Source organism: Corynebacterium sp. KPL2838, from assembly GCF_040225455.1.
GTDB lineage: Bacteria > Actinomycetota > Actinomycetes > Mycobacteriales > Mycobacteriaceae > Corynebacterium > Corynebacterium rhinophilum.
Window position 1 is genome coordinate 1 of the sequence record NZ_JBEHFT010000013.1, and the last position, 26,236, is coordinate 26,236.

The window sequence follows — 26,236 nt, forward strand, 5'->3', positions numbered from 1 at the left end:
TGGAGCGGATGACGAGACTCGAACTCGCGACCCTCACCTTGGCAAGGTGATGCGCTACCAACTGCGCTACATCCGCATGCGAAACCAGGCCCGGTTTCTAGGACAAAGTCCTTGTGCGCGATACTGGGATTGAACCAGTGACCTCTTCCGTGTCAGGGAAGCGCTCTCCCACTGAGCTAATCGCGCGCTATTCATTTAGTTCCACTTTCCCTTTGTGGTGTAATACCCTCAAGAAAAGCGTGGAGCGGATGACGAGACTCGAACTCGCGACCCTCACCTTGGCAAGGTGATGCGCTACCAACTGCGCTACATCCGCATCGCGCCGCAGTGCTTAATGCTTTGCGGTGCGTGAACAAACATTATCGTGCTCCCTGTCAGTTTCCAAATCCCCAGCCCAGCACCCCTATTGCGAGACACACATCACGCATTTCTCCGCACCGTGAATTGCAGGATTGTCATTTACCCCACGAGTAAACCTCCCCTGGATATCCGCGTCTACCCCACCTTCCACGCCTGCCATCCAGCCAATTAGGAAAATGGAATGCACCGGGTGTAGATTTATCCCCCGCAAGGTCCTATAGCTCAGTGGGAGAGCGTTCCGTTCACACCGGAAAGGTCACTGGTTCAATCCCAGTTAGGACCACCACCGCCCACTTAAGCTTATTTTCTTCGCTTAGGTGGGCTTTTCCCATTCAGGTGGGCTTTTTGCCTTAACTGAGTAAAGTGTCCACCCGTGTTGTGGATACTTTTGGGAATTCTTGCTGGTCTGGTTTTACCGATACAAACGCTGGTTAATACTCGCCTTCGCGCCTCCACCGGTACCCCGTTTTCCTCGTCGATGATTTCCTTCGCCGTGGGAACGGTCACCCTGCTTATCGTGGCCACCGTCGTGACCGGCGGGGATTACGGCATTGCACAGGCTTTTGATGAACCACTTTGGATTTGGTTCGGCGGTTTGCTGGGTGTTGTCGCACTGACCGGAAATATTCTCCTCTTTCCGCACCTAGGCGCGGTGCAGACTGTGGTCTTACCCATCGCGGGGCAAGTCATCATGGGTCTTATAGTTGACCACTTCGGGCTCTTCGAGTCCCCTCAATCTTCTCTCACAGCAGTGCGCGCCATCGGTGCCATTATCGTGCTTATCGGCGTGATTGCGGTGGTAGCTACCCCGAGCGCTGCAACAAGTAGCGAGGATTCCGCGACCGCCCTGTGGCTCTGGCGGCTCGCCGGGTTTATCTTTGGCTGTTTCACCGCCAGCCAATCCGCTATCAACGGACATCTGGGCCAAGTCACGGGCTCCCCAGTCAGCGCTGCGCTGGTATCTTTCGCCGTCGGCGTTACCGCCCTGGTCATCGTCAATATCGTGTTGCGCTGGCGCCCCCGCATCGAGCGCCCGGAAGGAAAACCTAACCCGTGGTGGATGTGGATAGGCGGTGTATTGGGCGCGCTTTTCATCTTCGGCAACGCCGCCCTCGTTCCGCAGATTGGTACTGGCCTCACCGTCGTCGCCGGCCTGCTTGGCTCGATGCTGGGCTCGCTCATCATTGACCGCGTAAGCGGCGCCCCCATTAAGTCCCGCCAGGTCCTGGGCATTGCCCTCCTTTTGACCGGTGTGGTGCTTATTCGGCTGGTGTAGCCAGCGGGACGATTCACACCTGCAGAACCATTACACTGGCAGACCATGGACATCGCTTCGCTTCTGGGCCCCGAACCCGCTCACCTGCCCGCCGTGCGGGCCAATATGGTTTCTACCCTCACCGGTTCTGCCACCATCAACGATCTTTCAGAGGCCATGGGCAATGACACCGATGCACAGCTTTTTCAGGCCCTGCGCGGCTGGGCGGACGTCGTCTTCGTTGGCGGGCAGACAGTCAGGTCAGAAGATTATGCGGGAGTAGAGCGCGACTCTCCCGATTCACAGCCCGCCCCCATCGCCGTGCCCACGCAAAGCTTGAAGTTTGATCCGGGTTCGAAATTCTTAACGCACTTCACCACTGCCCCGCTCTTCCTTCTCCCCCACGCCGCGTTGCAAAGCGCAGAGGTCTCCGCGAGAAAGCGCTCCATCGAGACAGCAGGTGCAGAGGTAATCGATGCCGGTGAAGGCACCATGCAGGACTATCTCCGCGTATTGCGGGAGCGTGGATTCCAGCGCATCCTCTGCGAAGGTGGGCCAGGAATGCTCGGCCAGCTGGTGCATATCGATGCGATTGATCAGATGTATTTAACCCTGGATCCCCACCTTTCCACCGGCGTAGAAAAACCCGTGGCTACCTTTCATGGCACGCACTCCCACCGCCGAATGCAGCTAGAAAATGTTGCCGCCGATACGGATAGCACGGTGTTTCTGCGGTACTCGCGCACTACTGAGTCCGTAGACTAAAAGGTCGTGACTGCTCGAATAAACGCCGCCGCATGGCCTATTGCCGTTCTCCTCGTCATTCAGCGCATCTTCATCGTCGCGCGCAATGGGACGTTGACTGATGATTTCACTACGGTCTATAGCGCGCTTAAGCGCATGGTCGACGGTATTCCGGTGTATGAACAGGCTTATAACCATGTGGATCCGCTATATCTCTACACCCCAGGCGCAACGCTATTCTTATCGCCTTTAGCGTGGCTCGATTTCAGCCTCGCGCGCGGACTTTTCATCGTTGTCAACGCCCTTGCCATCATTGCCGCACTGGCGCTGCTAACCCACGTGGTGGGAAGAAAGCTCACCTCGCCGGTTTTTCCAGTCTCGATCGCTTTAGCCTTCGCCACCGAATCAGTCACCAACACCTTGGCGTTTACCAATATCAACGGTGTGCTCTTATTCTGCATGGCGCTTTTCCTATGGGCTTTCTTAGAGTCTGAGCGCACCCCGCAGCTCGCGTGGGTCTCCGGCATAGCCCTTGGGCTAGCCATTTTGATTAAGCCCCAATTCGCACCCCTGCTTTTCTTGCCCTTGGTCAAGCTGCAATGGCGCAACCTCCTCGCGGGCCTCGGGATTCCGGTCGTTCTCAATGTCCTAGCGTGGCCGCTCGTGCCGGGCGCTAGCGGTTACCTCGACAAGCTGGTGCCCTATCTTTCCACGACCCGCGATTATGCCAATTCCTCCTGGGCGGGATTGCGGGCCTATGTGGAATTCGGCCCCGTTCTCTACTGGGTGGTGTGGGTAGTCTTCGCCGCCTTGGTCGGGTGCGCGGTGCTCGGACTACTGCGGTGGCGACAATCCGAACCGGTATTTTGGGCGCTGACGACGAGTGGCACGATTATGGTCGGGATTTTCTTCTTGTCCTCACTAGGACAGCAATATTATTCAATGTGGTTATTCCCGCTAATTTTCACCGTGTTCCTACCGCGCTCGGTCTTTCACTCGGTGGGCGCATGGGTGGCTGCATTCCTGTTCTTGGCCCCAGTGACATGGACGTCGCAAGCGCACCCGGATGCTGGGCGGTGGATGAACACTTTCTCCGGCACCGTGGGGTGGAGCCTGCTCATCGTCATCATCTTCGCCTCCGTTGCCGGTTGGTGGCGTGCCACGCAAATAAAGGATTAAACTTAAAGTCATGACTGATTTTAAGCTCATTGCTGATGCCGACTGGCAAAAGCGCCTTAGCCCCGAAGAATATTACGTATTGCGCGAAGCAGGCACGGAGCCGCCGCACGTGGGCGAATACACAGATACCACCACAGAGGGTGTCTACTCCTGCAAGGCCTGCGGCGAGGAGCTATTCCGTTCCACCGAGAAGTTTGCTTCCCACTGTGGTTGGCCTTCCTTCTTCTCCCCGCTAGCCGGTGACAAGATTATCGAGCGGGAAGATAATTCCCTGGGCATGCGCCGCGTCGAGGTACTATGCGCCAACTGTGAGTCCCACTTGGGCCACGTATTCGAAGGCGAAGGCTACGATACCCCGACTGACCTGCGCTACTGCATCAACTCTATTTCTTTGAACCTGGAAGAAAAGCCCATCGAGGAAAACTAGGATTTCACTACCACGCGCAGTGAGATCAAATGACAGCGCTGGAAGCTCCCTCCAGTTAAGGGGGCTCCCAGCGCTGTTTTTATTTCAAATCTTAGGGCAGAACCTTAATGAGTTCTGCGATGTCCTTCACGCGGCGTCCGGTGTGGAATGGAATTTCCTCACGCACGTGGTGGCGGGCTTCGGTATAGCGCATCTTATACATCAGGTCTACGATGCGGTGTAGCTCGTCGGCTTCAAAGGCAAGGACCCACTCATAATCCCCAAGCGCGAATGCCGGTACGGTATTGGCGCGCACATCGGGGTAGTCGCGTGCCTGCATTCCGTGCTCCATCAAAATACGGCGACGCTTTTCTTCTTCCATCGTGTACCAGTCATACGAACGCACGAATGGGTAGACGGAAATCCACTCCTTGGGCTCTTCCCCCATGATGAAGGAAGGCAGGTGGGACTTATTGAACTCGGCCGGACGGTGCAGGGCATTTCCAATCCACGTTACTTCGCTCACCTGGCCCAAGGTGGTCTCCCGGCGGAAATCGCCAAAGGCTTTCTGGATATCGGAAAACTCCTCGGCGTGCCACCAGAACATGAAGTCCGCAGAATCGCGCATCGCGGTCAGATCGTAAACGCCGCGGACGGTGACCTTATTGTCCTTTTCTAGTTCCGCAAAGAATTCTTGGGCTTGGGAGATGATCTCCTCGCGCTCGCTGCCCAGCCCGCCGGGGATCACCTTGAAAACGGCGTGTTGGGAGTATTGCTGTACCTCGTTGAGTTCCTTGAAATCGAGCTTCGCCATTGCCTTCTCCTTTGCAGAAGCTTATTCGAATATTCGGACATATCCATCATAAGTTGGAGTTAGACCGATTGTCATCCCTCCCCCCTGTGCACCTCCCACTATCGGCGCGCCTCCGCCAGCTCAAGGTAGTGAAACTATAGCTTTATCAAGGTGAGTAATTCCGAATCGAGCACGCCCAGCGCCGGTAAGAATGCCGGAGCCAACTCCGGAGATGGCGCAGCCTTTACCTCCCTACGCCGCAATGACGAGGCACAGGAGCCAACGACGCCACCGGCTTTTACTCAGGCGGTTGAGTCCATGCACACGGCCACTCTTCGCCCAGAAATTAGCCTCGGGTCCATTCGCCCACCGCAGCGATTAGCGCCCTTTAGCCACGCCATTGGCCTTGAGGTGGGCACGGAAGAGGAGCCGGATATCATCGCCACCGATTCAGATGGCGATGCCTTCGGGCGCCTCATCCTCCTCCATGACCCGGGCGCGGAAGAGGCCTGGGAGGGCCCAATGCGCTTGGTGGCGTATATCCAGGCCGATATGGATGATTCGGTGGCAGGAGATCCGCTGCTTCCGGACGTAGCCTGGCAATGGCTCAATGAAGGCTTGGAAAAAGAAGGCGCGGAGATTACCAACCTCGGTGGTACGGTCACCTCCACCGCCTCGGTCCGCTTCGGCGAGATCGGCGGTCCCCCGCGCGCTTATCAGATTGAGATGCGCGCATCGTGGACGGCGGAGGGGCTGGATTTAGCACCGCACGTGCAGGCCTTCGCACAAGTATTAGCCAACGTCGCGGGGCTGCCGCCTGAAGGCGTTACTGAACTCGCCCGTTAAGATGGTGGAATTTCGGAAGCAGCCGAAAGAGGGTATTCCGAAGGTATTATCCACACCAGCGGAATTCGCCGCTGCCGCCGCGCGGTTGCACGCTGGTACAGGGCCCTTTGCCATCGATACCGAGCGCGCCTCAGGCTACCGGTACGATGACCGCGCCTTTCTCATCCAGATTCGCCGGCACGGCGCTGGGACGATGCTTTTTGCCCCCGAAGGCCACCGCGCGGAATTGACCCGGGAGCTTGCTCCGGTGCTCAATGGGCAGCACTGGATCATTCACGCCGCGCCCTCGGATCTCCCGTCTCTTGGGTGGCTCGGGCTTTTCCCTGGCACTCTTTTCGATACGGAATTAGCCGCCCGGTTTGCAGGATTTCACCGCACCAATTTGGGCGCCATTATCGCGGAGCTTCTCGATGTCCAGCTGGAGAAAGGCCACGGCGACGATGACTGGTCCATCCCGCGGCTCAGCGAAGAAATGCGTGCTTATGCCGCACTCGATGTCGAGCTCTTACTGGAATTGGCTACGACGCTGCGGGATATCTTGGCCGAACAAGAAAAGCTGGACTGGATGGTGGAGGAATGTGCGGCGATCGTCGCCAAGCACGCGAATGACACCGCCCCGCAGCCGCACTCTTGGCGCGATATCAAGGGAGTATCGAGCCTAAAGAATGGGAAGCAGCGCGCCGCGGCGCAGTCTTTGTGGAACCTGCGCGATGATATTAGCCGGCGAACCGATACCGCGCCCGGGCGCGTGCTGCCCAATAAGGTACTAGTAGAGATAGCCCGGATCCTGCCCAGCACGCAGCCGCAGTTAACCCGCATCAAGGGGTTTCCACGGCGGAGCAAGGGCGTCGCGCACCGCTGGTTGCTGGCCGTGCAGCAGTCCCAGAATATTCCACCGCGCGGGCGCCCGGGCCCGCTTCGCCAGGAAAGAACCGTTCCCTCGAAATCGGTGTGGTCTAGGGAGTATCCACAGCAGTGGGGGGAATATCAGGAGATCCGCGCTGCCATTGGGGATATCGCCGAAGAGCTCGGGCTGCCACAGGAGCTGCTGCTTCGACCCGCAACCCTTCGCGCCACCGTGTGGGCAGCCATTGGCGGGAGCGGAACCATCAGCCAGCCTGAAGATGTGCCCGCCTTCCTAGAGCGCGAAGGCGCGCGGTCGTGGCAGGTCAACCTCGTTGCCCCGGCATTGATCGCGAGCCTATTCTCCCAGCCACATTAAGCGGTCAGGTTTTCTACCCACTCGGTAATCGATGTAGCAATGAGCTCAGGGCTTAGGCCAAATTCTTCCAAAACCTCGCCGCGGGAACCGTGCTTGGGGAAGTAACCAGGAACACCCAGGCGGCGCACTGGGGTGTCCACCTCTGCGGCGCCGAGAGCCTCAGCAATCATGGATCCAATTCCGCCGCGAATGAGGCCATCTTCTACCGTTACGACCAAATCGTGATCTGCTGCCATAGCGATGACGGAGCTTGCCACTGGCGCGACCCATCGCGGGTCAATGACCGTGACGTTGAGCCCCTGCTTCTCCAGCTCTTGCGCTGCCTTGATGCTCCGCGCGGACATCGCACCGATAGAGACGATGAGCACCTCGGGGGTGTCCTCACCGGCGTCAGCCTCGCCGTAGTAGAGGATATCGACGCCATCGGCAAGCGTATCCACGGCTTCCATATCGGGCAGCAGGTTTCCCTTGGGGAACCGGACGACCGAAGGCCCAGAATCAATGTCCAGAGATTCCTGGAAGAGCTCGCGCAGGCGCGCACCATCGCGCGGGGCGGCGATGTGCATGCCAGGGACAATGCTCATTAAGGACATATCCCAAATTCCGTTGTGGGAGGCGCCATCAGATCCCGTCACGCCCGCGCGGTCCAGCACGATGGTCACCGGCAGCTTAAGCAAGGCAATATCCATGATCACTTGATCCACGGCCCTATTCAGGAACGTGGAATACACAGCCACCACGGGGTGCATGCCGCCCAAAGCCAAACCAGAGGCAGAGGCCATGGCGTGCTGCTCGGCGATGCCCACATCAAAGAACCGCTCCGGGAAACGCTCCTGGAAGGGAGCTAGCCCCGTAGGACCCGCCATGGCTGCGGTAATCGCGACGATGTCCTCGCGCTTTTCCGCCGCCGCAATCAATTCTTCAGAAAATGCGGCCGTCCACCCTGGTTGCTTGGTGCCCTTGGCAACACCGGTGACTGGGTCGATAGCACCCGTCGAGTGCATCTGGTCCTTCGGCTCATTGACCGCCGGGGCAAATCCGTGGCCCTTTTCCGTGACCACATGCACGATAATGGGGCCCTCATAATCGCGGGCATAGGAAAGCGCATGCACCAAGCCATCGATGTCATGGCCGTAGATGGGGCCAATATATTTAATCCCCAGCTCTGGGAAAATCTCCGTGGGCAAGACGGTGGACTTGACGCCTTCCTTCATGGCATGGAGCGCATCAAAGGCGCGCTCGCCCACCCAGCCCATGGATTTTAAGCGGCGCTTGCCCTGCTCCATGAGCTCGTCGTAGCCATGCTGGGAACGAATTCGCCCCAGGTTTTCAGAAATGCCGCCAATGGTGGGCGAATAGCTGCGGCCGTTGTCATTGACCACGATGACTGCATTGCGCTTTTTATCTTCAGAAATATTATTGAGCGCTTCCCAGCACATGCCGCCGGTCAAGGCGCCATCGCCCACAATGCCAATGACATTGCGGTGGCCTTCCCCGCGAATCTTAAAGGCCTTGGACAGCCCATCCACAGTCGAAAGCGAGGCGGAAGCATGCGAGGATTCCGTCCAGTCATGCTCGGACTCACCGCGGTCCGTATAACCGGACAGGCCGCCCTTTTGGCGCAGGGTATCGAATTGGGCCGTGCGACCAGTGAGCATCTTGTGCACATAAGACTGGTGGGAGGTATCAAAGATGATGGGCTCGCGCGGGGAATCAAAGACCCGGTGCAGCGCAATGGTCAATTCCACCACGCCCAAATTGGGCCCCAAATGCCCACCCGTCACCGATACCTTATCGATGAGGCGCTGGCGAATATCCGCCGCAAGTTCCTCCAACTTTTCTGCAGGCAGTGCCTTCAGGTCTTGCGGCGAGTTTATGGTATCCAAGATAGTCATGGAGCGGCCTTCAACTCCTTCTGTGCTTAGTTCTTCCTATCCACCGTACCCGTGGTCCGTATTTTCTTTTATATCGGCTTCTTAATTCAGGCGGGGTATTTTCGCATTAAACAGCGTCCTGCGCCGGGTTATACGCCGCCTTATCTGGGGTAATAAGAGCGATTACCTCAAAGTGATGGGTGCCGGGGAAGGCATTGACCAGCGCCATTTTCTCGGGCTTATACCCAGCGCTTTGCCATAGGGACAGATCGCGGGCAAAGGTCGCTGGATCGCATCCCACATGCACCACGGCTTGGGGCTTTGCCTCCGCCACGGCGCGGACCACCTGCTCGCCTGCCCCGGTTCGCGGCGGATCGAGCACCACGGCACCTGGTTGGGGCAATTGCGCAGCAACCTGTTCTACCTTGGCGGATTTCACGGCAATATCGATATCGCGCAACCCCGGCTGCGTAGTCGCCGTTGCCGCGGGCGAATAGTCCACGGAAATGACTTTTCCGCCGGTGGCTTCTGATAACGCGGGCGCGAATAGTCCAACGCCGCCGTACAAATCCCAAGCGATCTTGTGCTGGTAATCTCGGCCGGCCAGCCACTGCCCTGCCACAGCGCTATAAATCTCCGGCGCCGCCACATGCGCTTGCCAAAATGCCGTGGCGGGGAAGGAAAACTCGCGGCCATTGACGTATTCGGCCACCGTGCCAGAGCCCTCGATGACCTCACGAATGGTCTCCACGCGCCTGCCTCGCGGGGCCTTGCGCGTTTCCACCACATACCGGTTGCCGGCGCCATCAAGAACCGCGACGATTTCGGCCCCAGGGGTAAAACGCCGTGCGCCATCCCCAACCAGACCATCAATCAAGCCATCTGCTAATTGGGTACAACCGACGGACGTGACCAGCTCATTCGAGCGGTACTTCCGCAATCCGGCGCGGCCTTGCTTGTCGACGCCCAACCGGACCCTCGTCCGCCAGCCCCGTACCGGCGGCAGATCATGTTGCTCAATGGTGAGGGACTCGAGCCCCTCAATGCCGCTGCGGCGCAGCTGTTCGCGGAAGACATCCATCTTGATGTCTATTTCCGCTGCGGGATCCAACTCAGCAAAATCGCAGCACCCAGCGCCTAGCTCCGCGGCGGGACAGCTACTGGGTACGCGCAGTTGCCCTGCGGTGACGATGCTATCGAGTTCGCCCTTGATAAAAGACTTTTTCACCTTACTGGCGGTTGCGCGAACCGTGTCACCAGGAAAAGCCCGGGGAACGAAGACGACGCGCCCATCCGGGGCGTGGCCTATGCCGAGTCCACCATGGGCCATGCGGTCAATGGTGACCTCTACGGTGTCCCCGCGAGATACTGCGAACTCATTCATTTTCTGCCTCGAGCTCTTGTGTACTGCGATTTGAATTTGTGGCACGTCCGACATTTTCTGCCTCTTCTACTGAAGCGTCTGCGCGGCGCACCATCCACACGGTTAATGCGGTCACCAACAACGTCAAGGGCCAGCCCATGACGATCCTGGTAATTCCCAATGCGGTAGTCTCCCCGGCATCATAAATCGCGCGCTGGATGATAAACCGCGCTAAGAAGATAACGGCCCACCCGGCGGTGGCGATGGAATAGGCCCTCCGCGCAAGCTTTACCTTCTGCCAGGCCATATCATCGCCGTTCAAGCCCTTCCAGATAACGCCTACGGCCGGCCACCGGAAAAGGATGGAGAGCGCTGCGGCAATAAACAAGGCCAGCGACATCCAAATGCCGTATAGGAAGTAGCCTTTGGCATCCCCGGTTAACCATGCGATGGCGGCGCAAATGGCCACCCCGATAAGGCCAGATATGGCCGGCTGAACAGTCTGTTTGCGAACAATGCGCCAGATGGCGATCACTACCGCCACACCCAGCGCGGAGATGAGCGCTGGGGTGAGGCCATAGAGGCTGTTGACCGGAATAAGGACGACGATGGGCAATGTGGCCGCGACGAGGCCGGGTAGGCCTCCCATTTGTTCCAACAGAGTTGGTTCAGTATCGCGGTCCTGGTCGTCGCTTAGCTGAGGAGCCTGCGGCTCCGGCAAAGAGTTACTCACGTAGCGTTCTGCTTTACTTATCGGTATCGGGGTTAGACCCCTTGTCTTTGTCATGTGCGGGAGATTCATTGTCCCCCTCGGGTGGCTGCGCGCCCAAATCGCGCAGTTGCTTTTCCGCTTCCGCCTCAGCGGCAGGATCGGGGCCGCCTACTCCGTTTTCTGGGTGGCCTTGGGCCGGCTGACCTTGGGCATTTGCGCCGGATTGTTCCTGCTGGCGCTTTTCCATGGCTTGTTTAACCTGTTCCACCAGCTGCTTTGGCATGATGACCGGCAGTGCATTGCCCGCCAAAATGGGATCCTCACCGCGGTAGACAAAGGTACGCGATGCTACGTCGCGCGCGATCTGCGCCAAATCTTCTTCAAGGCCGGTAGGTGCTGCAAGAGTCAAGCGCAGCATCCACCGCGGGCCCTCAGCGCCAATGACGCGGAGTTGGCCGTTGTCATTTTTGCCAACGATTTCCAGCCCCCAAGGGCCTTGCTCGGTGGTAACGGAAAGCCCATCGCGGCTCATGCCTTCCTTGATTTCTTCCACGGATTCTGCCCACTGACCGGGCTTGCGCGGAGCTGCGAAGGCAACGGGAGTAATACGGCCCGCCTTGGTGACAATGTGCAGCATCTTTGGGCCTTGTTCGCCCATTTCCACCTGGACCTGGGAGTCCTTTGGCAGCGGAATGCGCATCGAGCCAAGGTCGAGGATGCCGATGGAAGAATCAGAAAAGTCAAAGTCTTCGATATTGACGGAATCGCCATCGAAGGGCCCGGTTTCGCCATTCACGGCGTCGTGGGCAAACTCCGTTGGCACCTGTCCCGAGGCTGCGGCGGCATCGGCAGCCGTATCTTTTACGGATTCAAAAGAATTCGAGTCAGCCGAAGCCGATCCTGCGGAATCAGCGGCAGACTCTTGCGGCTGCGATTGCTGAGAGTTCTCCGGCTCTTCCTTGCGACCGTCATCGTTTTTCTTTTTTCCAAATGGCCAAATGCCCATTTTTTAATCCTTCCTAAATCCCGGTTGATCCGTAGCCGCCGGTACCGCGGTCGGTCTCATCCAAGTCTTCTACTTCGCTAAAATCCATTAGTTCTACACGCTGTACCACGAGTTGAGCGATGCGCATGCCGCGCTCGATCTCGATCGGGGTGTGGGGATCGTGGTTAATCAGGCACACCTTGATCTCCCCGCGGTAGTCAGCATCCACGGTACCCGGCGTATTGACAATGGACAGCCCGTGTTTAGCTGCTAAGCCGGACCGCGGATGGATTAATCCCACGGTGCCGAGCGGTAAGGCCATGGCGATACCGGTGCCGACAAGTGCGCGTTCGCCAGGTTGGAGGGTAAGCGCCTCCGCGGCGTAAAGATCGGCGCCGGCGTCACCCCGATGCGCCCGAAATGGCATCGGCAGCTCTTTATCGAGGCGCTTGATTTTGACGTCTCCTACTGGCGTTTGTTCCTGCGGTAGCGAATTCGAATCAGTCACTTAGCCAATCCTACCTGCCCCAGTCGGTTCATTCTGTGCGTGGAGTGGACTAGAATGCCTAGGCGTGTCTGATATTTCTGCTCCTCAACCCGCTGCCCCGAAAGTGTTGTATCGCGAACGCCAATGGGTGCCGTGGTACTTCTGGATTTTTGCAGCGATCGTTGTGGCTTTAACCTCAGCTACGGCAGGACTCAACCGCTCTGTGTGGTGGACTGTCATTCCCGCAGTCCTGCTCGGAGCCATCGCTATCTGGGTGCTCATCACGTGGTCTGGGACCGTTGTGCAGGTGGAACAAGATGAAGATGGAACGCGATGGTTGCTAGTCAAGGATGCGCAGTTACCCAATGAGGTTGTCTCTCGTTCGATTACCGTTCCAAAGTCTGCGCGCCATAACGCACTGGGCCCGCAATTCGATCCGGCCGCATTCTTGGTCTCTCATGCGTGGATTGACGAGCACGCCATGATGGTCCTCAATGATCCGGAGGATGACACCCCATATTGGCTCATTGCCTCGAAAGATCCAGACCAACTGCTCCGCGCCTTCCTGCCAGAGCAGCACGCAAAAGGCTCGTAGATTCTAGGGGTCGCTGCTTTTTGGAAGGCGTCGCCTGTGAGAGTGCCGTTAGTGTTTTCATTGCTACTGCATCCCCCCGAGCAAGCCCCCGCATGACAGCATTAAAGAAGACTTTCGGTCGCACCTTACGCGGGTTCTTGTACCATCAGTGAAAAGTTGGACTAGGAGGAGATCACAATGGGTTTCGGAGGAGCTCTACGCAGAACTCAGAAAGATGGGAAACCCTGGATACCTCCGTGGTGGTTTTCCTTTGTGATACTGCCACTCATGGTCATCGCTGAATTCTACGTCAGTCAAGTAACCGGTTGGCGTGGAGTGTCCTCATCAAACGTGGAGGGGGGTTGCCTGGAGCGAAGTGAGCTCTGACGGCATCGTCCTTCACGTAGTGGGGTACATGGCTTTTTACTTCGTTTTAGTATTGCCCATCTTTCTGGTGCGTAGATATCTATGGGAGAAACAGCAAAAGCAAGGAAGCGATCCGGATAAGAAGGGCAAAGACGAGCAGCCTTAGATAGAACTGGATGACTGAAAAGATTTGCACCCTCAAAAAGTAGACACCCCGCGCAGTTAGGTGCCGCGCACATCGGGTGTCTGCTAAACAAGGAAAACTTCAAACCCCGCCGCGCTTGCCTTTGCAAACTGCGGAGGGATGAATCTTTATTTGGGTTGTGCGCAATAACGACTAGCTAGGCCAATACCGGCTGCTTAGGCACAATCCTTACAGATGGGCATGCCATCTTCTTCGTGCGAATAACGCTTATTGGACTGAACCAAAAAGCAAGATCCGCAGGTAAATTCGTCTTCTTGGCGGGGAACGACCTGTACGTTGAGTTCCTCGCCGGTAAGATCAACTGATGGCGGTTGGAATGCTTCGACGATTTCGCCATCGTCATCCATGCCATTGCTTTCGGGTTCAGCTGCTTTCAGTCCCTCTAAAGAGTCAGTTTCAAGTTCTTCTTCTGCGCCGCGGCGCGGTGCGTCATAATCGGTGGCCATACTGCACGCCCCTATAAGTCGAGTTGCTTTAGGAATAGTTGTTTATCGATCGCGCATAATAAAGGACAAATACCGATATGTCATCCTGCTGCTAAAAATTTCTTTAACCCTTCACCCCCGCATCGCCTCCTTAGCGCCATGTGCTGCCAAAAGTTCCTCAAATGCGGGTGCCAATTTCACCCCCGCGGCCCAGGTTAATTCACCATCAGCGGACCCCTTGTCCAGCCCTGGGTGATGGACTTTAGCTCCTGCCTCGCGAGCGATGAGAGCACCGGCGGCAAAATCCCAGGCGTTAATACCGTGCTCGAAATAGGCATCAACACTCCCCTCTGCCACGCGGCACAAATCAAGGGCGGCTGCGCCGATGCGGCGGATATCGCGGACCTGCGGCAACAACTTAGCCAGCAGTTCCGCCTGTTGCTTGCGCCGCTGTGCGCCGTAACCAAATCCCGTCGCTACCAAGGAAAGCGCGGGATCGTCTTGCTCACCGCACCGTAGTGAGGACCGCGTGCCATCCGCAGCGGTAACCGTGGCACCCTGGCCTGCTGCTGCGGAATACACTTGCCCCCGTGCCACATTGACTACTGCACCCGCTACCAAGCGGCCGTCGTATTCCGCGCCAATCGAGACCGCATAGTCCGGAATGCCGTAAAGGAAATTTACGGTTCCGTCGATGGGATCCACGAGCCACCTCACCCCGGTCGTCCCGTCGAAGCTCGCGCCTTCCTCACCCAATAGGCCATCGCCAGGGCGGCTTTCCTTAATCGTGCGCGTAATAAACTCCTCGGTGGCGGTATCAACCTCCGTTACCGGGTCGACGGCGCTCGACTTTGTCTGAGTATGTGCCGCAATACCGTCTCCAGCCACCAAGTCCGCACGGCGCGCGCGAATAAGTTCCGCCGCACGCATTGCGGTAGATTCCGCAAAATCTCGCAGCTGCAGAAAATCTATGTCATGATCCATGCCATCCATTGTGCCTTCTTCTACACTTGCGAGCATGACTACTCATACTGGCCACTCTTTTGGCATCGATATTGGCGGCTCCGGCATTAAGGGCGCCGAAGTCGACCTCAAAAACGGTGAATTCGTGGGCCCACGGCTAAAGATCCCCACCCCACAGCCGTCCACGCCACATGAGGTAGCCACGGTAGTGGCCCAGATTGTGGGCGAAAAAGAGTGGGACAAGCCCGTCGGCATCACCTTGCCCTCGGTGGTGTCCAACCACTCGGTGCACTCCGCTGCCAATATCTCACCTGAGTGGGTCGGTGTGGATACCACTGAGTTGTTTTCTCGTTATCTAGACGTTGACTTTGTGGTCTTAAATGATGCCGATGCTGCAGGCCTTGCGGAAGTCGCGTATGGAAACGAGTTGGCTAAAACCGGGCCAGTCATCTTTTTGACGCTGGGAACCGGCATCGGCTCGGCCTTCTTCCTCAACGGGCAGCTCTTTCCCAATACTGAGCTTGGACACCTCACTGTGGGAACTGACGAGGCCGAAGCGATCGCATCCTCCGCAGCCAAAGAACGCGAAGGGTTGAAGTACAAGGAGTGGGCGGTTCGGCTCGATCGCGTGCTGCAGGAATACGAGAAGTTATTTAACCCCCAAGCTTTCCTCATCGGGGGTGGCATATCTCGCAAATTCCACAAATGGGGACCCCACTTAACTATTGATACCCCCGTTATGCCTGCACAACTGCAAAATCGTGCAGGTATTGTAGGTGCAGCGATGGCTGTATTGGAAGGCCTAGAGCCATAAATTCGCCGTTGCATTAACCCTATCTACCGGCATTGTGCAAAAATCGCCTATACTGGGCGGTCGATCCAAAATTGCATGGCTCTCGGGCGTGTCTGACCTGCATAAGGCCTACACCCGCTAGCATTCATAATGCTATTGCCACCCTGTGCGGGTGCGGTGAGCTATTTCCATCAAGTAGTAAGTCGAAAGGGCGTACGTGGCAGCCACTGATTCTTCAGACCAGGCACTCGGCGAGGACGACAAGTCAGTCGAGGCATCTACTCCTGCAAAGAAGACCGCCAAAAAGACGGCAAAGAAAACGGCGAAGAAAACCGCCAAGAAGACAGCTAAAAAGACGGCGAAAAAGACTGCCAAGAAAACGGCTAAGAAGACCGCCAAGAAGTCGGCGAAGAAATCAGCCAAAAAAGCTGTCAAAAAGACCGTGCGAGCCTCTGCGGCAGAACCGCAAGACTCCCCCGCAAACTCCGCGGAGAAAGCACCGTCGGAAGCTGAGGACGCAGAGGATCAGCTCGACGCCGTTGAGCAAGACGCCCCTGCGGATGACGTCGACTTCGAGCCCACCCATGAGGACATCGAAGAAGATGAATTCGATGCCCCCACTGACCTGGATGAAGACGATATCCAGGAAGAGTTGGGCGAAGAAGAAGACGAGGACGAAGCAGAAGATACGTCCTCGGTCTGGGATGAGGAAGAATCCGTCGCCCTGCGCCAGGCGCGCAAGGATGCACAGCTGACCGCCTCCGCCGACTCCGTCCGCGCGTACCTTAAGCAGATCGGTAAGGTTGCCCTGCTGAATGCGGAGCAGGAGGTCTCTTTGGCAAAGCGCATTGAGGCTGGCCTGTACGCGCAGCACCGCATGGATGAGATGGAAAAGGCTCGTGCGGAGGGCGATAAGGCTGCCAAGCTCTCCCCCATGGAAAAGCGCGACCTGCGCAGCATCGCAAGGGACGGGCGCAAGGCTAAGAACCACCTGTTGGAGGCCAACCTTCGCCTTGTGGTCTCCTTGGCCAAGCGCTACACCGGCCGCGGCATGGCTTTCTTGGACCTTATTCAGGAAGGCAACTTGGGCCTTATCCGTGCGGTGGAAAAGTTCGACTACACCAAGGGCTATAAGTTCTCTACCTACGCCACGTGGTGGATTCGTCAGGCTATTACCCGCGCCATGGCTGACCAGGCCCGCACCATCCGCATCCCGGTTCACATGGTGGAGGTCATCAACAAGCTGGGCCGCATCCAGCGCGAGCTACTCCAGGACTTGGGCCGCGAGCCCACTCCACAGGAGCTCGCGAAGGAAATGGACATCACTGAAGAAAAGGTGATGGAGATTCAGCAGTATGCGCGTGAGCCCATCTCGCTGGACCAGACCATCGGTGATGAGGGCGATTCCCAGCTGGGTGATTTCATCGAGGATTCTGAGGCCGTCATCGCCGTCGATGCCGTGTCCTTCACCTTGCTGCAGGACCAGCTCCAGGACGTGCTGACGACGTTGTCCGAGCGCGAAGCCGGCGTCGTGCGCCTGCGCTTTGGGCTTACCGATGGCATGCCGCGCACTTTAGACGAGATCGGCCAAGTCTACGGCGTTACCCGCGAGCGCATCCGCCAGATCGAGTCCAAGACGATGTCGAAGCTGCGCCACCCCTCTCGTTCGCAGGTATTGCGCGATTACCTCGACTAGATAACTCGCCCGTCCTGCACAAAATGAAGGCCGCACCACCATGGTGCGGCCTTTTTATGTGCCTAATTCCCTCCTGCGGGCTGGCGCGACGAAAGGGGCGCAGCGCCAACCGCCGGCCAGCAGCCAACCAGCGACGGAGAGGCGCTCTACCACTTGCGCAGGTAATTGATACGCTCGCGCAGTTGCTCCGCGCTGCATAACGCGGTGGGCGGTCCACCGCAGGCCTTGCGGACCTCGGTGTGGATGGCACCGTGCGGCCGGCCAGAGCTCTGCGCGGCGATGGAGACCACGGTGTTAAGCTCCTTGCGCAGCGCGCCGAGCTCATCAACCACGCCGGTATCCTCCGCGGCATCGGACTCTTGTTGCTTCGCGGCTGGCGCATGACCCATGCCGTAAATCTTGCGGCGGTGGGCCTCTTCTGCCTCGGCGGCCCGGCGTGCCTTTTCCTCAGCCTCGCGGCGGTCCATTTCCGCGGATTGTTTCTTGCGCAAGAGGTCTTTGACCTGGTCGGCATCGAGGAGCCCAGGGATGCCAAGGAAATCGGCCTCCTCATCAGAGGTCATATCGCCGGTATTAAACTGCGAGCCGTTATAGAGCAGGCCAGAAAACTCGGCTTCGGCGCCTAAGGACTCATAAGACTTTTCCAGCATATCTGGTTCGGTCTTTTTCTGGTTTGCTTGCTCAAGCAGCTCGTCGTCCCAGCCTTCTTTCTCCGTCTTCTCTTTGCCCAAGACGTGGTCGCGGGATTTTTCCATGTGCTCTGCAAGGCCGAGCAGCACGGGGACGGAGGGAAGGAAGACCGAGGCGGTTTCGCCAGGCATGCGGGAGCGCACGAAGCGGCCGATTGCCTGGGCGAAGAACAAGGGGGTCGACGCGGAGGTGGCGTAGACGCCCACTGCGAGGCGGGGCACGTCGACGCCCTCGGACACCATGCGGACGGCAACCATCCATTCATCGGTGGAGTCCGCAAATTCTTGAATGCGGTCCGAGGAGCCTGGGTCATCGGACAAAATAACCGAGACGGGGGTATTGGAGAGTTGCTTGAGGATTTTCGCGTAGGCGCGAGCGGTGGTCGTATCGGAAGCGAGCACGAGCCCGCCGGCATCCGGCATATTGCGCCGCATCTGCATCAAGCGGGTATGCGCCGCCTGCAGTACGGCCGGGATCCATTCGCCCTTGGGGTCAAGCGCGGTGCGCCAGGCACGCGCGGTTTGTTCCACGTTCATGATGTCACCCAAGCGCGCAGAGTGCTCCTCCCCGGCGGAGTCCCGCCAGCGAGCCTCGCCGGAGTAGGACAGGAAGACGACGGGGCGCACGACGCCATCGGCAAGCGCATCGCCGTAATCATAAGTGTGGTCGGCGCGCGAGACCTTATGGCCTTCCCCATCGTCCTCATAGCGCACAAAGGGGATGGGCGATTCATCGGAGCGAAACGGCGTACCGGTCAGCGCAAGGCGGTGGTTGACGTCGTCGTAGGCCTCCTTCACACCATCGCCCCAGCTTTTGGCATCGCCGGCGTGGTGGATCTCGTCCAAGATCACGAGCGTGCGCCGCGCGGACGCAACGGCGCGGTGCTTGAAGGGGTGCATACCCACTTGGGCATAGGTCACCACGATGCCATCCATGCTGGGGTTAACAGCAGAAGAGTTCGTGAAGGCAGGATCCAAGGCCAAGCCCACCCGCGCGGCGGCGGCAGACCACTGCGTCTTCAGGTGCTCGGTAGGCACCACGACGATGACGCGCTCCACCGTGCGGTCTTCCATGAGCTCCGTCGCGATGCGCAGAGCAAAGGTGGTTTTACCCGCACCTGGGGTCGCCACCGCCATAAAGTCTTGTGGCTTGGTGGCGAGGAATTTATCGAGGGCTGATTGCTGCCACGCGCGGAGGTTCGTCTTCTTAAACGTCCTCACTTGCGGCGAAGACCCTTAAAAACGCGTTCGCAATCGGGGCAGACCGGCGAGCCCGGCTTTGCCTGTTTAGTTACCGGGAAGGTCTCACCGCACAGGGCAACGACGTACTTGCCGTTGACCGCGGAATCGAGGATCTGTTCCTTTTTGACGTAGTGGAAGAACTTCGGCGTGTCATTATCCGTCGTCGAAGTGTCTTCACGAATATCTGGCCGTTCAATTGTCTTCGTAGTCGTAGTCACGCACCCCATTTTGCCGCATCAGCATCGAACTTTGCGAGTCATGCGTCTACCCTTGGAGAACATGCACACTCTACGCACGCCAACGCCGGCTTTCCCGTCCCCTGTTGTAGGGCTACGCGCCGTGCTCCAGGGAGGTGCGTAGTTTAAGTGTTTCGCAAAAAGGAACGTTTTCTCATTACGGATGCCAAGCTCTCGCCCGCACAAGATCGCAGGCGCCGGGAGTTGTGGTACGGCTTTTTTCAATTCTTGCGCGTGCCGTCCCTGCTCGTTGCCGGGGTCTTTTTATACCTGCATTGGTGGTTCCTCGCGGCGATTATCGTGGGCGTGACTTTTCCTTTGCCGTGGATTGCCGTGGTCATTGGCAATAGCCGCGGGGAGAAGAAGGATAAGCGCGATAAAAATGTCTATAAACCCGCGATGAATCGTCAGCTATATTCGCAGTATCAGAACCAACAGATTTCCCGCGGCGGCTCCACGGCAATCGAATCTAAGCATTCCGTTATTGACCATGACGATACTGCCTCCGACTAACCGCATCATCAGCATGAATAGTACGACTGGAAAGGAACTTCTCCCAGTATGACGTCCTTTGGCCCCCACTTCGATGCCGCCGGGCTGCGTGATCTTGCCCCAGAGTTGGGGGAGGCTTTTTCGCAGGCCGGTTTTACTACCGATGGTTTAGCGGGGCATTTGGGCCCGGAGCTTGCGGAGGCCCTCTACCGCGGTGAGCCTGCCGCGGTGGCGCGCGGGACTGCGGGTAATACCCAGCTGGATACGCTCATTCGCTTCTTCCTGCTGCATGAGCATCTGCCTGCCACGTTGCTTGCCGATGCCCTCGGGGCCCGCCTTGCCACCAAGCTCCTGGATGCCGGCGTGGCGCTTTCCGATGATCGCGGCAGCATCTACATTGCCCTCGATATCCGGCCCCATATCATCGTTGGCTCCAACCGCCTCGTCTTTTCCGATGTCGATGCCTCGCTGGTGGACCACGTCCCCGGCGCGGATCACGTCTTGGGCGTCGGGGCGGCAAGCCTTTCGCTTTTGCAATCGACGCCGGTAAGCCCGGTATCAACGGTGCTCGATTTGGGCACCGGCTCGGGCGTGCAATTGCTGGGTCAGCTCGAGAACGCGCACAGCATTACCGCGACAGATGTCCACCGGCGCGCGCTTGATTTGGCAGCGGCGACAGTCGCTGCTGCGGGGTCCAGCACCGAGGTAGAACTTGTTGAGGGCTCGTGGTTCGAGCCCGTTGCGGGACGCACCTTTGACCGCATCGTGGCCAATCCCCCATTTGTCGTTGGCCTCCCTGAGGTGGGCCATGTTTACCGCGATTCTGGCCTGAACTTGGATGGGGCCAGCGAATTGGTGGTATCCCAGGCGGTGGATCACCTCACCCCGGGCGGAACCGCACACTTGCTCGCCGCCTGGGTACATACCAGCGGGCAGACCTGGCAGCAGCGCGTGGCCTCGTGGCTGCCGGATAAGGGTATAGCCGCTTGGATCATTCAGCGCGATATCGCCGATCCTTCCCTCTACGTATCTACGTGGCTCAAGGATGAATCGTTGGATGTGCGCAGCGATGAGGGCAAGGCTCGCTCCAAGGCGTGGCTGGATCATTTCCACGACCACGATGTCACGGGTATCGGGTTTGGATTCGTCGCCATCCAAAAAATCGCCGATGATGAGCCCTCCGATATCTTGGCCGAAGAAATGCCGCAGCACTTTAGTGATCCTTTGGGACCCGAGGTGGAAGAATACTTCGCCCGCGTGGCGTGGCTGCGCGATTTGGTTCCTGGTGAGCTGGAGGGCAAGCACTTCCAGGTACGCCCACAGGTGGCCAAGGAAGAAGTCAGTGTGGCCGATACCGATAACAAACAAGGATTTAACCGGGCGGTAATCCGGCTAACCCGTACCGATGGGCCCCGGTGGAGCCACGAAGTTGATGAGCACTTGGCCGCAATCGTTGCGGGCCTATCTCCCTACGGGCTCAACCTTGCCGAGACCGTGGGCCTTTATGCGGCCGCGCACGGCTTCGATGAAGCAGAACTGACCGCGGCGGCGCTTCCCGCCATTATCGATATGGTCCGCCACGGCCTGCTCATCCCTGCCGATCTGCTGCTCGAGGACGACGCTTCCCCGGCTACCCACGCCGATTAACACCGAATAGCGCCGTATAGCTGAGAAAGGAAGAGACTTTTATGCGCGCAGTACTAACCCGCGTATCCGAAGCCGCGGTCACGGTTGCAGGCGAAACCGTCGGCGCCATCGATTGCCCTGAGACCGGCGGACTTTTAGCCCTCGTCGGTGTTTCCAGGGAGGATTTGGACGATTGGGCACCGCGCGCGGAAAAGATGGCCCGCAAGATCGCGAAGCTGCGCATCCTGGAAGGTGAAGTATCGGTCGCTGATGCTGGAGCACCGGTATTGGTAGTCAGCCAATTCACGCTCTATGGCCGCACCGCCAAGGGGCGGCGCCCATCGTGGGCCGATGCGGCCCCGGGGAAGAGGCCGAGCCGGTCATCGAGTACATCATCGAGCACCTTCGCGAGCGCAATATCGCGGTTGAATCAGGCCAATTCGGGGCTATGATGCGCGTATCTTCCGTCAACGAAGGCCCGTTTACGGTTTTGGTCGAGACCTAATCTCCTCTAACGCATTTTTCTCATCATCTGGCAATTACCTGCACGAGCGCTCACTCACACCCACGATTATTTATGAGTTAGATCGCAGAGAGTTCGATATTGTTCAACAATGCATATCGCTGGGTGCCGCGCAAGCTTTTTTAGAGTGATAATTAACCTATCCCAAAATGTAATAAATTATTATCACGTGGCATTACCGCGGGCTTATACTTAACGCGTAACGAAGTGAATGGGCTGGATACAAGCTGAAAGTTTAGTTTCAGGCCCTTGCCCGCACACGCTGGTGAGAGAAAATATTTTCTCACTCCAGGGTGACAGGAGCCCTCAAGCTTCGGTCAACCCCATGCAGAGGAGGAAAGAAAATGTCCCACAAGCTCTTGCGCCACGGACAAGTCGAACACCCGGAACACAGTGCGCAAATTCCGGAACAACTACCCGCAGAAGAAAAGCCACCTGCTGACGGCATAGAGACCCCATTTGCAGGCCAAGAAGGCGCCCCGGCGTGGAACAAGGAAGACACCGTTTGGATGCTCTCCCTATTCGGCACCGCCATTGGTGCCGGCGTGCTCTTCCTTCCTATTAACGCTGGTATCGGCGGCATCATCCCGCTTCTTATCATGACCGTCGTCGCCTTGCCGATGACCTACTGGGCCCACCGCGGCATGACCCGCTTGGTCCTATCAAGCTCGAAGCCAGATGGCGATCTCACCGACGTCGTGGAGGAACACTTCGGCGTTAAAGCCGGCGTGCTGATGAATATCCTCTACTTCCTTTCCGTCTACCCCATCCTGTTGGTGTACTCGGTAACCATCACCAACACGGTCAATTCCTTCTTGGAACACCAGCTAGGTATCACTCCACCGGAGCGGTGGCTTACCTCGTTGGTTCTCGTAGGCGGACTCATCCTCGTCGTACGCATGGGCAAAAGCGTGGTCGTCCACGTTATGTCCTACTTGGTATACCCGTTCATCGGTATCCTGGTCCTGCTCTCGCTGTACCTCATCCCCAAGTGGAATACCGCACTCTTTGATAGCTTCGACCTCGACGTCGCGCGCGAAGCTTCCGGCCACGGCATGGGTATTACCTTGATGCTCTTGGTCCCAGTTATGGTCTTTTCCTTCAACCACTCGCCCATGATTTCTTCCTTCGCCGTTGACCGCCGCCAGACCTACGGCAAGTACGCGGAATACAAGTCCCGCAAGATCTTGCTCCGCGCGGAAATCCTCATGGTCGTCGTCGTGATGTTCTTCGTCTTCTCCTGCGCGCTCAGCCTATCGCCTGCGGATATGGCCGAGGCCAAGGAACAAAACATCACCATCTTGTCTTACCTGGCCAACCACTTTGATAACCCCGTCATCCAGTGGATTGCCCCCATCATCGCCATGATTGCCGTAGCCAAGTCCTTTTTGGGCCACTACCTCGGCGCTGCAGAAGGCTTTGAAGGCCTCCTGGTCAAAGGCAGCAAAAATGCCAATAAAGATGATGCAGAATCCAGCCACAAGCTCGACACCATCACGCTCGTCTTCATGCTGGTAACCGCATGGCTCGTTGCCTGGGCAGATCCTTCCATCCTCGGCATGATTGAAACCCTCTGCGGCCCGACCATCGCCATCATGCTGTTCCTTATTCCGATGATTGCCATCCACAAGGTCCCAGCGCTCGCCCGCTTCAAGGGCAAGGCCTCCAACTACTTCGTCTTCACCATGGGCCTTGTTGCCCTGGCCACCATCATCTACTCCATCGTGCAGGCTTTCTAAGCAGCACTTGCTTCTCAGGATTTTCCAGGAGAAAACCATGTTCATCAGCATCTTCGATATGTTCAAGATCGGCATCGGCCCCTCAAGCTCACACACCCTTGGGCCAATGAAAGCCGGCAAGGCCTTCGTCGATGAGCTCAAAGAAAAAGGCCTCATGGATAAGGTCACCCGCGTCCAGGCCAACGTCTACGGCTCCCTATCCTTGACCGGTGTGGGCCACTCCACCGATAAAGCCATCCTGTTGGGACTGGCCGGCGAAGAACCAGAAACCGTCGATATCGACGGCATCTCCGCCTTCATGAAAGAGATCAACCAGAGCGAAACGCTCCTTCTCGGAGGCACGCACAAGGTGAGCTTCCCCAAAGACGGCGGCTTCTACTTCCACGACGAATACCTCCCCATGCATGAAAACGGCATGTGCCTTATCGCCTTTGCCGGCGAGGAAGACATCCTGCACAAGACCTATTACTCAGTGGGCGGCGGGTTCATCGTCAAGCAAGAAGACTTCGCCATGCGCACCCAAGACACAGTCGACGTCCCATTCGCTTATGCCAGCGCGGAAGAACTACTGGCGCTGTGCGAAACCAATAATATGACACTTCCGGAGCTCGGCAGGGCTAATGAAAAGGCGCTGCACAGCGAGGGGGACATCGACGAGCACCTGCGCAAGGTCCGCGATGTCATGTACACCGGCATCAAGCGTGGCTCCACAACCGATGGCCCCCTGCCCGGCGCCCTGCTCGTGCCGCGCCGCGCCGCCGCCCTGAAGCGCAGGCTGGAACAATCCGACCCCCACGATGGCCTCAACATTTTGAGCTGGGTGAATATGTTTGCCCTGGCCATTTCGGAGGAAAATGCCGCCTGTGGCCGCGTCGTCACCGCGCCTACCAACGGCGCATGCGGCGTCGTGCCTGCGGTACTGGCCTATTTCGATGAATTCGTTGAGCCGGTTACTCCAAGCATGTTCGCGGACTATATCTTCGCCTGCAACCATATCGCCGCGCTCTACAAGATGAATGCCTCCATTTCCGGTGCGGAAGTAGGCTGCCAAGGAGAAATTGGCGTCGCCTGTTCCATGGCAGCAGCCGGGCTGGCCCAACTGATGGGGGCGACACCGGAACAAGTCTGCGTGGCGGCCGAAATCGGCATGGAACACAAATTGGGCCTGACCTGTGACCCGGTCCTAGGCCAGGTGCAAGTCCCCTGCATCGAGCGCAACGCCGTAGCCGCGGTAGACGCAATTACCAGCGCGCGCATGGCCTTGGACCGCGAAAGCAAGCCATGTGTCAGCCTCGATGAGGTGATCTGGACCATGTACAACACCGGCAAGGACATCAACGCCAAATACCGGGAAACCTCACAAGGCGGCCTCGCCCTAGCGGTGCACCCGCCCATTCCGGTATGTGGTTAATGTCGGCACCCTAGGCTCCGGAAAGAGCGCCATATAAGGAGGTGAGTACTTGGCCACGGCCGGTTACTCGCCTCCTTTTGTCGTTACTTTGTGGTACCTTATCAATAATCTGACAGGAATTATAAGGACATGCTTCAGCTAATGAACCTTTCTAGCAGCCATGCCCCCGAAGAAAACTTCCTCGAGCAGTACATACCACTCGTCGATTTCCTCGGTCAGGCCATGGGCCCTAACACCGAAATCGTGCTTCATGATCTCGATGTACCCGATAAATCCATCATTGCCATTGCCAACGGCCACATCTCTGGACGCGAACTAGGCGGCCCGGTCACAGACTTTGCCCTCTGGTTCATGAAACAGGGCGACGCGGCGGCCGTTCCAATGATGACGGGATACCGCGCGGTCAATGGCGAGGGGAAAGTGTGCCGCTCCTCAAGCTATTTCCTGCGCGATACCACCGGCCATATGCGCGGCATGCTTTGTATCAATGTGGAATTATCCGAGCTGATCCAAATCCGCGATGCCGCTAACGCGATGATCGGTGGCACCGAACCGGCCATCGATAAGGCGAAGGCCTTCAGTGGCTACCCCGACACCACCACACCGCCAAAAACTCCGGCATCTGAAGCGACGGCGAATAAAAAGCCGGAAGCGCCCTATAGCGAATCACTGCGTTCCAATGTCGAGCACCTTCTGGACTCCATGCTGGATTCCGCGATTTCCACGCACTCCACTCCGGTCGAGGCGATGCAGCGCAACGAACGGCTCGAAGTCATCGCTTCCCTTGAAGACGCTGGTTTCTTCCTCCTCAAAGGTGGCATCGCCGCCGCGGCCGCTCGGCTCGGCGTGTCTGAGCCCACGGTATATCGCTACCTCGTACAAGTCCGCGGCTAAGACGCCCCCGCCACGTGGATGAGCGGTTTTACCGCGTTCACGTGGCGCATGCGCTTGCCGACGCCCCCAAAAAGGTGGGGCAAAACGCCCGGCACGTCGCCGTTTTAAAGATTTCAGGATGCGCGGGAACTAAATG

Annotated in this window: 24 protein-coding genes, 4 tRNA genes and 1 pseudogene; 16 read left to right on the forward strand and 13 right to left on the reverse strand. The window is 57.8% G+C overall.

Annotated features, from left to right (window positions below):
- From ABRP98_RS05990 to ABRP98_RS06000, 3 genes are all read right to left on the reverse strand, one after another.
- A tRNA-Gly gene (locus ABRP98_RS05990) sits at window positions 1-76 on the reverse strand.
- A 38-nt stretch (window positions 77-114) separates the two neighbouring features.
- Window positions 115-186, reverse strand: a tRNA-Val gene (locus ABRP98_RS05995).
- A 54-nt stretch (window positions 187-240) separates the two neighbouring features.
- Window positions 241-316, reverse strand: a tRNA-Gly gene (locus ABRP98_RS06000).
- Window positions 317-571: 255 nt separating this feature from the next.
- On the opposite strand from ABRP98_RS06000, the gene ABRP98_RS06005 reads away from it, so the two are divergent.
- The 5 genes from ABRP98_RS06005 (at window position 572) to msrB (ending at window position 3,965) form a co-directional block, all read left to right on the forward strand.
- Window positions 572-646 (forward strand) — tRNA-Val (locus ABRP98_RS06005).
- A gap of 87 nt (window positions 647-733) precedes the next feature.
- Window positions 734-1,636, forward strand: coding sequence for a DMT family transporter (locus tag ABRP98_RS06010; RefSeq protein ID WP_349858042.1), 903 nt, complete (start codon window positions 734-736; stop codon window positions 1,634-1,636).
- A gap of 45 nt (window positions 1,637-1,681) precedes the next feature.
- On the forward strand, window positions 1,682-2,380 hold the full coding sequence (locus tag ABRP98_RS06015) for a pyrimidine reductase family protein (protein WP_349858044.1): 699 nt from the start codon (window positions 1,682-1,684) through the stop codon (window positions 2,378-2,380).
- A 6-nt stretch (window positions 2,381-2,386) separates the two neighbouring features.
- The gene (locus tag ABRP98_RS06020) at window positions 2,387-3,538 is read left to right on the forward strand and encodes a glycosyltransferase family 87 protein (RefSeq protein WP_349858046.1); all 1,152 of its coding nucleotides are present in this window, start codon (window positions 2,387-2,389) and stop codon (window positions 3,536-3,538) included.
- Between the two features lie 10 nt (window positions 3,539-3,548).
- Complete coding sequence (gene msrB / locus ABRP98_RS06025) at window positions 3,549-3,965, forward strand: peptide-methionine (R)-S-oxide reductase MsrB (protein ID WP_023022629.1); 417 nt, start codon at window positions 3,549-3,551, stop codon at window positions 3,963-3,965.
- A gap of 91 nt (window positions 3,966-4,056) precedes the next feature.
- Here the strand turns inward: msrB and hemQ are convergent, their stop codons facing one another.
- Window positions 4,057-4,758, reverse strand: coding sequence for a hydrogen peroxide-dependent heme synthase (gene hemQ, locus ABRP98_RS06030; RefSeq protein ID WP_349858048.1), 702 nt, complete (start codon window positions 4,756-4,758; stop codon window positions 4,057-4,059).
- A 150-nt stretch (window positions 4,759-4,908) separates the two neighbouring features.
- Here hemQ and ABRP98_RS06035 point away from each other — a divergent pair, with 150 nt between their 5' ends.
- Complete coding sequence (locus ABRP98_RS06035) at window positions 4,909-5,583, forward strand: DUF3000 domain-containing protein (RefSeq protein ID WP_349858050.1); 675 nt, start codon at window positions 4,909-4,911, stop codon at window positions 5,581-5,583.
- 1 nt (window position 5,584) lies between these two features.
- The gene (locus ABRP98_RS06040; protein WP_349858052.1) at window positions 5,585-6,805 is read left to right on the forward strand and encodes an HRDC domain-containing protein; all 1,221 of its coding nucleotides are present in this window, start codon (window positions 5,585-5,587) and stop codon (window positions 6,803-6,805) included.
- On the opposite strand, the gene dxs is transcribed toward ABRP98_RS06040, so the two are convergent.
- The 5 genes from dxs to dut all read right to left on the reverse strand — a co-directional run bounded on the left by dxs (window position 6,802) and on the right by dut (window position 12,247).
- Window positions 6,802-8,700, reverse strand: a complete 1,899-nt coding sequence (gene dxs, locus ABRP98_RS06045; protein ID WP_349858055.1) for a 1-deoxy-D-xylulose-5-phosphate synthase — start codon at window positions 8,698-8,700, stop codon at window positions 6,802-6,804. The two genes, ABRP98_RS06040 and dxs, sit on opposite strands and share 4 nt — an antisense overlap.
- A gap of 106 nt (window positions 8,701-8,806) precedes the next feature.
- Entirely contained in the window at window positions 8,807-10,063 is a 1,257-nt protein-coding gene (locus ABRP98_RS06050; RefSeq protein ID WP_349858056.1) for a class I SAM-dependent RNA methyltransferase, read from the reverse strand.
- Window positions 10,056-10,763: a DUF3159 domain-containing protein gene (locus ABRP98_RS06055; protein WP_349858118.1), complete on the reverse strand. Its 708-nt coding sequence runs from the start codon at window positions 10,761-10,763 to the stop codon at window positions 10,056-10,058. The genes ABRP98_RS06050 and ABRP98_RS06055 overlap by 8 nt, the downstream gene beginning before the upstream one ends.
- A gap of 25 nt (window positions 10,764-10,788) precedes the next feature.
- Entirely contained in the window at window positions 10,789-11,760 is a 972-nt protein-coding gene (locus tag ABRP98_RS06060; protein ID WP_349858058.1) for a DUF3710 domain-containing protein, read from the reverse strand.
- A 13-nt stretch (window positions 11,761-11,773) separates the two neighbouring features.
- Window positions 11,774-12,247: a dUTP diphosphatase gene (gene dut, locus ABRP98_RS06065; protein ID WP_349858060.1), complete on the reverse strand. Its 474-nt coding sequence runs from the start codon at window positions 12,245-12,247 to the stop codon at window positions 11,774-11,776.
- A gap of 103 nt (window positions 12,248-12,350) precedes the next feature.
- On the opposite strand from dut, the gene ABRP98_RS06070 reads away from it, so the two are divergent.
- A complete protein-coding gene (locus tag ABRP98_RS06070) occupies window positions 12,351-12,821 on the forward strand; it encodes a DUF3093 domain-containing protein (RefSeq protein WP_284771497.1) in 471 nt (156 codons plus the stop codon).
- A 705-nt stretch (window positions 12,822-13,526) separates the two neighbouring features.
- On the opposite strand, the gene ABRP98_RS06075 is transcribed toward ABRP98_RS06070, so the two are convergent.
- Complete coding sequence (locus ABRP98_RS06075) at window positions 13,527-13,817, reverse strand: DUF4193 domain-containing protein (protein WP_023022651.1); 291 nt, start codon at window positions 13,815-13,817, stop codon at window positions 13,527-13,529.
- A 111-nt stretch (window positions 13,818-13,928) separates the two neighbouring features.
- The gene (locus tag ABRP98_RS06080; RefSeq protein ID WP_349858062.1) at window positions 13,929-14,816 is read right to left on the reverse strand and encodes an inositol monophosphatase family protein; all 888 of its coding nucleotides are present in this window, start codon (window positions 14,814-14,816) and stop codon (window positions 13,929-13,931) included.
- Here ABRP98_RS06080 and ppgK point away from each other — a divergent pair.
- Window positions 14,815-15,573, forward strand: coding sequence for a polyphosphate--glucose phosphotransferase (gene ppgK / locus ABRP98_RS06085; RefSeq protein WP_349858064.1), 759 nt, complete (start codon window positions 14,815-14,817; stop codon window positions 15,571-15,573). The two genes, ABRP98_RS06080 and ppgK, sit on opposite strands and share 2 nt — an antisense overlap.
- Before the next feature lie 196 nt (window positions 15,574-15,769).
- Window positions 15,770-17,248: an RNA polymerase sigma factor gene (locus ABRP98_RS06090; RefSeq protein WP_284769679.1), complete on the forward strand. Its 1,479-nt coding sequence runs from the start codon at window positions 15,770-15,772 to the stop codon at window positions 17,246-17,248.
- A gap of 146 nt (window positions 17,249-17,394) precedes the next feature.
- Here ABRP98_RS06090 and ABRP98_RS06095 read toward each other — a convergent pair whose 3' ends face one another.
- Both ABRP98_RS06095 and ABRP98_RS06100 read right to left on the reverse strand, forming a co-directional pair.
- On the reverse strand, window positions 17,395-19,158 hold the full coding sequence (locus tag ABRP98_RS06095; protein ID WP_349858067.1) for a DEAD/DEAH box helicase: 1,764 nt from the start codon (window positions 19,156-19,158) through the stop codon (window positions 17,395-17,397).
- Window positions 19,155-19,406, reverse strand: a complete 252-nt coding sequence (locus ABRP98_RS06100) for a DUF3039 domain-containing protein (RefSeq protein WP_349858069.1) — start codon at window positions 19,404-19,406, stop codon at window positions 19,155-19,157. The genes ABRP98_RS06095 and ABRP98_RS06100 overlap by 4 nt, the downstream gene beginning before the upstream one ends.
- A 138-nt stretch (window positions 19,407-19,544) precedes the next feature.
- On the opposite strand from ABRP98_RS06100, the gene ABRP98_RS06105 reads away from it, so the two are divergent.
- From ABRP98_RS06105 to ABRP98_RS06130, 6 genes and pseudogenes are all read left to right on the forward strand, one after another.
- A complete protein-coding gene (locus ABRP98_RS06105; protein ID WP_349858071.1) occupies window positions 19,545-19,928 on the forward strand; it encodes a DUF3099 domain-containing protein in 384 nt (127 codons plus the stop codon).
- Between the two features lie 48 nt (window positions 19,929-19,976).
- Window positions 19,977-21,554, forward strand: coding sequence for a DUF7782 domain-containing protein (locus ABRP98_RS06110; protein WP_349858072.1), 1,578 nt, complete (start codon window positions 19,977-19,979; stop codon window positions 21,552-21,554).
- A gap of 41 nt (window positions 21,555-21,595) precedes the next feature.
- Window positions 21,596-22,038 (forward strand): annotated as a pseudogene (gene dtd, locus ABRP98_RS06115) (D-aminoacyl-tRNA deacylase).
- A gap of 362 nt (window positions 22,039-22,400) precedes the next feature.
- Window positions 22,401-23,795 carry an SLC5/6 family protein gene (locus ABRP98_RS06120; RefSeq protein WP_349858074.1) on the forward strand — a complete coding sequence of 465 codons (1,395 nt, stop codon included), beginning with the start codon at window positions 22,401-22,403 and terminating at the stop codon, window positions 23,793-23,795.
- Window positions 23,796-23,832: 37 nt separating this feature from the next.
- Window positions 23,833-25,206, forward strand: coding sequence for an L-serine ammonia-lyase (locus ABRP98_RS06125; protein WP_349858076.1), 1,374 nt, complete (start codon window positions 23,833-23,835; stop codon window positions 25,204-25,206).
- A gap of 129 nt (window positions 25,207-25,335) precedes the next feature.
- On the forward strand, window positions 25,336-26,100 hold the full coding sequence (locus tag ABRP98_RS06130) for a helix-turn-helix transcriptional regulator (protein ID WP_502878786.1): 765 nt from the start codon (window positions 25,336-25,338) through the stop codon (window positions 26,098-26,100).
- Window positions 26,101-26,236 lie beyond the last annotated feature (136 nt).